This window comes from Acidovorax sp. HMWF018, assembly GCF_003061035.1.
Lineage (GTDB): Bacteria > Pseudomonadota > Gammaproteobacteria > Burkholderiales > Burkholderiaceae_C > Acidovorax > Acidovorax delafieldii.
In genome coordinates this window covers 1-6,795 of record NZ_QAIM01000334.1, presented here as the reverse complement: position 1 = coordinate 6,795, position 6,795 = coordinate 1, and the positions used below count along the sequence as shown (strand labels likewise).

At 68.9% G+C, this 6,795-nt stretch carries 7 protein-coding genes; 4 read left to right on the top strand and 3 right to left on the bottom strand.

From position 1 onward, the window contains the following. The 4 genes from DBR23_RS12630 to DBR23_RS12615 form a co-directional block, all read left to right on the top strand. On the top strand, window positions 1–883 hold an 883-nt coding region (locus tag DBR23_RS12630), incomplete at its 5' end, for a tripartite tricarboxylate transporter substrate binding protein (RefSeq protein WP_108498481.1). Between the two features lie 226 nt (window positions 884–1,109). Further along, window positions 1,110–1,778, top strand: a complete 669-nt coding sequence (locus tag DBR23_RS12625) for a response regulator (protein WP_015014896.1) — start codon at window positions 1,110–1,112, stop codon at window positions 1,776–1,778. 3 nt (window positions 1,779–1,781) lie between these two features. After that, window positions 1,782–3,170 carry a sensor histidine kinase gene (locus DBR23_RS12620; protein ID WP_108498479.1) on the top strand — a complete coding sequence of 463 codons (1,389 nt, stop codon included), beginning with the start codon at window positions 1,782–1,784 and terminating at the stop codon, window positions 3,168–3,170. A 35-nt stretch (window positions 3,171–3,205) separates the two neighbouring features. Then, window positions 3,206–4,255: a tripartite tricarboxylate transporter substrate-binding protein gene (locus DBR23_RS12615; RefSeq protein WP_369882109.1), complete on the top strand. Its 1,050-nt coding sequence runs from the start codon at window positions 3,206–3,208 to the stop codon at window positions 4,253–4,255. 46 nt (window positions 4,256–4,301) lie between these two features. On the opposite strand, the gene DBR23_RS12610 is transcribed toward DBR23_RS12615, so the two are convergent. From DBR23_RS12610 to DBR23_RS12600, 3 genes are all read right to left on the bottom strand, one after another. Then, window positions 4,302–5,591 carry a FimV family protein gene (locus DBR23_RS12610; protein WP_108498477.1) on the bottom strand — a complete coding sequence of 430 codons (1,290 nt, stop codon included), beginning with the start codon at window positions 5,589–5,591 and terminating at the stop codon, window positions 4,302–4,304. A gap of 143 nt (window positions 5,592–5,734) precedes the next feature. After that, window positions 5,735–5,947, bottom strand: a complete 213-nt coding sequence (locus tag DBR23_RS12605) for a DUF2788 domain-containing protein (protein WP_056064510.1) — start codon at window positions 5,945–5,947, stop codon at window positions 5,735–5,737. Next, the coding region (locus DBR23_RS12600) for a DUF2189 domain-containing protein (protein WP_233250430.1) at window positions 5,944–6,795 on the bottom strand (852 nt) is incomplete at its 5' end. The genes DBR23_RS12605 and DBR23_RS12600, both read right to left, overlap by 4 nt.

Below are 6,795 nucleotides of genomic sequence, written 5' to 3'. Positions count from 1 at the left end.
GTCGGTGCGGTTTGTGGTGCCGTTCGCGCCAGGCGGCAGCTCGGAGATCGTGGCCCGCTCCACCGCTGCCGAGCTGGGCAAGACGCTGGGCCAGAGCGTGTATGTGGACAACAAGCCGGGCGCCGCAGGCAACATCGCCATGGGTGAAGTAGCGCGCTCCGACGACCAGCACACGCTGATCTTGGGCCACATCGGCACACTGGCCGTCAACCCCTTCATCTTCGACAAGCTGCCCTACGACGCCAACAAGGACTTCAAGCCCGTGAGCCTGCTGGCCAAGGTGCCCAGCCTGTACGTGGTGCACCCCGACGTGCCCGCCAAGAACCTCAAGGAGTTCATCGCCTACGCCAAGAAGAACCCGGCCAAGCTCAGCTATGGCTCGGCGGGCAACGGCAGCGCAGGCCACCTGGCGTTTGAATACCTCAAGATGACCGCCGAGATCTTCATGCTGCACGTGCCCTACCGTGGCACCGGCCCCATGATGACCGACCTGCTCTCGGGCCGCCTTGATGCCGCTGCCGTGGGCGCTGCCGCCCTGCTGCCTTTCATCAAGGCCGGCAAGGTGCGCTGCATTGCCACCGGATCGGCCAAGCGCCTGCCCCAGCTGCCCGACGTGGCCACGGTGGCCGAACAGGGCTTTCCGGGCTTTGAGATGACGCAGTGGTACGGCATGCTGGCGCCCGCCAACATGGCCCCGGCCAACCTCGACAAGCTGGCGGCCGAGACCGCCAAGGCCGTCAAGGCCCCCGGCTCGCTGGAGCGCCTGAACGCGGATGCTGCCGAGGCCATTGGCGGCACGCCAGCGCAGTTCGCGCAGTTCATCGCGTCCGAACAAGAGCGCTGGAAGAAGGTGCTGCTGCGCGCGAAGGTGAAGCCAGACTAACCCCCTGAGCCGCTTCGCGTCTTCCCCCTTTCTCTCGCCCCGCTGCGCGGGTCGGGAAGGGGGACGCAGCCAGTGCGGCGGGGCGGCCCTTGCACGGCTGCCTGGCCCGGGCAGTGCGTGCTCGCAAGCTTACTGCTGGCGCTTGCGCGCCGTGACCGCTCCGCGTTGAATGGCTCAATGCTGAAGGCAAGCCCTGCGTCATCCTCACAAACGGTAGCATCCCTCCATGCGCATCCTTCTGGCCGAAGACGACCACAACCTGGGCACCTGGCTGAGCCGTGCACTTGAGCATGCGGGCATCCAGGTCGAATGGGTGAACGACGGCCGCCTGGCCGACCGCGCGCTGCAGCAGCACGACAACTACGACGCACTGGTGCTGGACCTGGGCCTGCCCGGGCTGGACGGGCAGGCGGTGCTGCAGCGCTTGCGCGACCGCGACCAGCGCCTGCCCGCGCTGATCCTGACGGCACGTGATTCTCTGGACGAGCGCGTGCGCTCGCTCAACGCGGGGGCCGACGACTTTCTGGCCAAGCCCTTCGAGCTGGCCGAGCTGGAAGCACGCCTGCACGCCCTCGTGCGCCGCGCGCGTGGCAACGAGCACCAGCGCCAGGCCTGCGGTGCGCTGGTATACGACAGCGCCCGCAAGCAGTTCACCCTGCGCGGCGAGCCCCTGGCCCTGTCCCCGCGCGAACATGCCGTGCTGCGCGTGCTGGTGCAGCGCAGTGGCGAGCCGTTTTCCAAGCAGCAGATCCTGGACCGCGTGTTCACCGACGATGACGATGTGCACCCCGAAGCCGTCGAGGTGTTTGTGCACCGCCTGCGCAAGCGGCTGGATGGCAGTGGTGTGCGCATCACCACGCTGCGCGGCCTGGGCTATGCGCTGGAGGCGGACTGAACGATGGGCCTGACCGCACGCCTGCGCCGCGCCAGCCTGTGGCGGCTGCTGGCCATGCTGCTGCTGCCGCTGCTGGCCCTGGTGACGGGCGTGGAGCTGTGGATGACCCGGCACGATGCGCTGGAGGCCGCCAACGCAGCCTACGACCGCTCGCTGCTGGGCGCGCTCAAGTCCATCGACGCCAACATCTCGACCGCCTCCGGTGGCCTGTCGGCCGAGCTGCCGTACAGCATGCTGGAATTCTTTGAACTCACGGCCAGCGGCAATGTGTACTTTCGCGTGGCGTCGTCCGACGGACTGGTGGAGCTGGGCAATGCCGACCTGCCCCTGCCCGCCGGGCCGCTGGAGCCTGGCGTACCGCGTTTTTATGACGCTACCTACTTTGGAGAGTCCGTGCGACTGGCCGCCTACCGCCGCGCGCTGGACCGTGCAGAGCCCGCATCCACCGTGCTGGTGCAGGTGGCCGAAAGCACGCGGTCGCGCGAGGACTTCACAGCCCGCTTTGTGCGCCGCGCGGTGCAGCGCGATGCGCTGGTGCTGGCCCTGATGGTGCTGGGCACCGCAGCGCTGCTGGCCGTGGCGCTGCGCCCGCTGGCGCGGCTGGCGCGCGAGGTGCAGGCCCGCAGCGGCGACGACATGACCCCGCTGGCATCCAACGACCTGCCCGCTGACATCCGCCCGCTGGTGGACGCGGTCAATCAGCAGATGGCGCGCACGCAAGATCTGGTGGCACAGCAACGGCAGTTTCTGGACGATGCCTCGCACCAGCTGCGCACCCACCTCACCACGCTGCAGATGCAGATCGACTACGCACGCCGCGAGGGCGACACCACGCAGGTGCAGCACACGCTGGCAGCCATCGGAGGCGAGATCGCCCGCGCCACGCGCAGCACCCAGCAACTGCTGGCGCTGGGCCGCAGCGACACAGCGGCGGTGGAGCTGACGCCGTTCGACCTGGCCGCGCTGCTGCGCACGGTGGCGCTGGAGCTGCTGCCCCAGGCGCGCGCCAAACAGATCGACTTTGGCATCCATACGCCTGCCGCTGGCATCGAGGCCGTGGGCGACAGTGGCCTGCTGCGCGAGGCCCTGACCAATCTGGCAGCCAATGCCATCGCCTACACCCCCGCGCGGGGCACTGTCACGGTGTCGGCAGCGGGTGACAGCCTGGGCTGGAGCATCAGCGTGGAGGACAATGGCCCCGGCCTGCCCGCCGAAGAGCGCGACGCCCTGGGCCAGCGCTACCGGCGCGGCTCGCAGGCCACGGCGGGCGGCTCCGGCCTGGGGCTGGCCATTGCGCGGTCGATTGCCGAGCGGCACCGGGGCAGCCTGCGGCTGCAGGCGCGCGCTGAAGGGCCAGGGCTCCTGGCAATACTCTGGTGGCCCCGCGCCTGACACAGTCTGCTGAACAAGTGAACGCTCCACACCCCATGCCGCAGCCCTTGCCCACCAAAGACCGCCCGCTGACAGCGCGTTGCAGCCGCCGCCAGCTGCTGCAGACGCTCGCGGCCGCGGCCAGCGCTGGTGCGGGCCTGGCTCCCTTCCCGGCGACGGCCGACGCATCCCGTGAGCCGGCGGAATGCATTGCGCCTTCACGCCCCGGCGGCGGATTTGACCTGACCTGCGGTCTGGCCTCACAGGCACTGCAGGCCGTGCGCCCTGGCCGCTCGCCGCTGCGCACCCGCTACCTGCCCGGCGGCATCGGCGCGGTGGCATTTGACCAGGTGGCCACCGGCCGCCTGGGAGGGCCCGGCACGCTGGTGGCGTTCTCCAGCGGCTCGCTGCTCAACATGGCGCAGGGCCGCTTCGGCCCACACCCGGTGAGCGCCGTGCGCTGGATAGCGACACTGGGCAACGACTACGGCGTGGTGGCTGTGCACCGCGATGCCCCCTACCAGCGCTTGCAGGACGTGGTCACCGCCTTGCAAAAAGATTCGGGCCGCGTGGTGTTTGGCGCCGGCGGCACGCTGGGCAGCCAGGACTGGGTCAAGGCCGCGCTGCTGGTGCGCGCAGCGGGGCAAGACCACAAGCGCATGCGTTTTGTATCGTTTGAAGGCGGCGGCGAAGCGCTCAAGGCGCTGGGTGGCCGGCACATCGACATCTTCACCGGCGACGCGGCCGAGGCCACTCGGGCCGCTGCAGAAGGCCTGCCGGTGCGCATCCTGGCGGTGCTGGCCCCCACGCGGCTGCCCGGCACACTGGCCGCCCTGCCCACGGCACGCGAGCAGGGCATTGACCTGCAATGGACCACTGTGCGCGGCCTCTACATGGCCGCTAGCGTGCCCGATGCCGACGCCCACGCCTGGACGACCGCCCTGCAGGAAGCCCAGGCAGCGCCTGGCTACGCGGCCCTGTGCGCCCGCCATGGGCTGTACCCCTTCGCGCTGAGCGGCGCGGCGCTGGATGACTATGTGCAGCGCAGCCTGGCCGACTATCGCCGCCTGGCGCAGGATCTGGGGCTGCGGTCCTGGCCGCGTTGATCTGCGCTGCGCACCACCTCCTGAGCGATTGGTCCGCTGACCGTCCCTACGCGGGCAAGGCACCCACTCCTTGTAGTCCGGGCAACCCGGCAGACCGGTCATCGGCAGGTAGCACTGCTGTGCGGCGCTCGGCCTCGGCGTCTCCCGCTGCGGGCAAGGAAGACTGCGCCACATAGGCCGTCAGGGTGTTGCGCCACTCTTCGTTCGATGCGTCCATGGCGTGTCGCATGCGCGCCAGCAGCCAGCCTGCTGCCCCGACCGTCAAGGCCAGCATAGCCAGAAGCCCATACACCAAGGACGCCGGGAAATGCCCTGCTTTCAGCTGTTCCACACGGGCCAGCAATGCGAGCGTGGCCTGATGGTCTTGCTCGGCCTGCGCGCGCATGCGATCCACTTCCACCTGCAAGGCCTGCATGCGCGCGCCGGGGGATCCCGCGCCGTCCGGCGCGTTGACCTCCGCAGCCGAAGCCGCCACCGGCATCAGTGTTGCGCCGTCGGACGGAGCCCCTTCGCCCGAGGCGGGCGGCGTGACCAGCGCCGTCAACGGCTCCATCACCAGCCGGGGCTTGGACGGTCCAGGCGCAACAGGTGCCGCTGCTGGAGCCAACGAGGCGGTGGACGATGCCGACGCCTGTGCGGGGGGCGCTGCTGCGGCCTCGGGCGCCATGCTGGGCACGGTGCTGGGTGGCTCGTGAGGCGCCGTCTGCGCAGTGCTGGTCACGGAAGCCACTGCCGCTGTGTCAGCGGACCGGCTGCGCGCAACGGGAGCCCCGGCTGACTTTGCGGCCAGTTTCGTGCCCTTGCGGGCTACCCGGCTGGCGGCCAACGCCTTGCGCGGCCGCGAGGGGCCCATTGCGGTTGCAGAAGACGCTTCTCCGGCAACCACCCCAGCCGCCCGTGATGGGGAGGCATCTGCCAACGGCACCTCCCAGGGAATCGCCACTGGCCTCAGCCCGGCAGCAACGGTGGCGGGCAGATCGGACAGAAAGGTGTATTCGCGCGTCACCCGGCCCGTGCAATGGACAGAAACCTGGGCCGTCAGCACCGGCTCGTCGGCCAGATGGGAGGACTGCACCCGCAGCACCGGATTGCGCTCCGGTTCGCCCGGCCGCACGCTCACCTGGACACGGCCTGCCGGCACGGCCACATCGCCAGACACCAGCCGCGCTTGCGGGCACAAGGCGTCCACCGACATGCCGGGGTCCAGCTGGACTTCAAAGCCCAGGTCGATGGGCTGTCCCAGCCACACCTTGCCTTGCGGCGCGCCCAGGGACAGGGCTTCCGCCGCCTCGGCCAGCAGCCCCAGGACGACGACGATCAGGGAGTTACGAAGCATCACAACCACCTCCAGCCATTGCAATTAGTTTCTACATGAAACAAAACACAACGAAAAGAAATGAATGCGCAGGCCTCAGTGCCAGACCCCGGACAGATCGCGGTTGGGTGCGCCTGGCGTTGAGCAACGGGCCGTGTGGCCCGCTACCGCTCCAGCCACCACTGAATCACCACCTTGGCCAGGAATCCCAGAAAACCCACGCCCAGGCCCAGGAAGAGCACAAAAGTGCCAAAGCGTCCGGCCTTCGATTCCCACGCGAGCTGCCCGATGATGAACAGCATGTAGGCGATGAACGCCCCCACCCCGTAGGTGAGGAAGAAGCCCGAGATCTGCGCCTCGGTAAATCCAAAAATCACGATGTCCCTCCAGGCCGGCGCACAGGGGCAGCTGGCACTGCGGGGGCCACCAGGTCACGCTCGGGCAGGCTGGATGCATCCACCAGGTCGCGGTATGCGTGCCAGCTGGCATGCCCCAGCATGGGCATCACAGCGATCAGGCCCAGCAGCAGGGAACCCAGGCCCAGCAAGGTAAAGCCCAGGATGATCGCTGCCCAGAACGCCATCGGCAGCGGGTTGGTGATGACCGCCTGCCAGCCGGTGAGCACCGCCTGCAGCAGCGTGGCGCGGCGGTCCAGCAGCAGAGGCATGGCCACCACGCTGGACGCAAAAATGGGCGCGGCCATCAGGCTGCCCAGCGCCAGCCAGATTTCAAACAACCAGCCGTCACGCGCCATGACCACGTGGCGCAAAAAGTCGAGCGGTGTCTCGATGGGCACGGGCGCCAGCAGCGTAATGAGCGCCGCCGAGGTCATGACCCAGCCCGAGGCGGCCAGCGCCAGCAGGGCCCCGAACTGCAGCATGCACCAGTAGTCGCCGCCCCATTTGTTCACATGGCTGTTCTGCCAGTTGAGCCAGGTCTTGAGCACCACGCCCAGGTTTGCGGCTTCGCCACGCTCCAGCGCGCGGCTCAGCGCATACAGACTGGTGGCCAGCACCGGCGCCACCACCAGGAAACCCGACAGAGCCCCCGCCAGCAGCCAGAAGCGGTGGTGCGCCACGGCAAAGATGGCGGCGCCAAACAGTGTGAGTGCCAGGCCATGCGCAAAACTGATCCAGCCCGCCCGCGCCATGTCGCGCCAGGCCAGCACCAGCCAGGTCATGGGCTGCATCATGCCGATGGTGCGGATGGCGGGCAACGGAGGGGG

Bases quoted from the DNA above. Each gene is read 5' to 3' on its own strand.
- DBR23_RS12610 (WP_108498477.1), bottom strand. From the start codon at position 5,591: ATGCTTCGTAACTCCCTGATCGTCGTCGTCCTGGGGCTGCTGGCCGAG.
- DBR23_RS12615 (WP_369882109.1), top strand. From the start codon at position 3,206: ATGCCGCAGCCCTTGCCCACCAAAGACCGCCCGCTGACAGCGCGTTGC.
- DBR23_RS12625 (WP_015014896.1), top strand. From the start codon at position 1,110: ATGCGCATCCTTCTGGCCGAAGACGACCACAACCTGGGCACCTGGCTG.
- DBR23_RS12620 (WP_108498479.1), top strand. From the start codon at position 1,782: ATGGGCCTGACCGCACGCCTGCGCCGCGCCAGCCTGTGGCGGCTGCTG.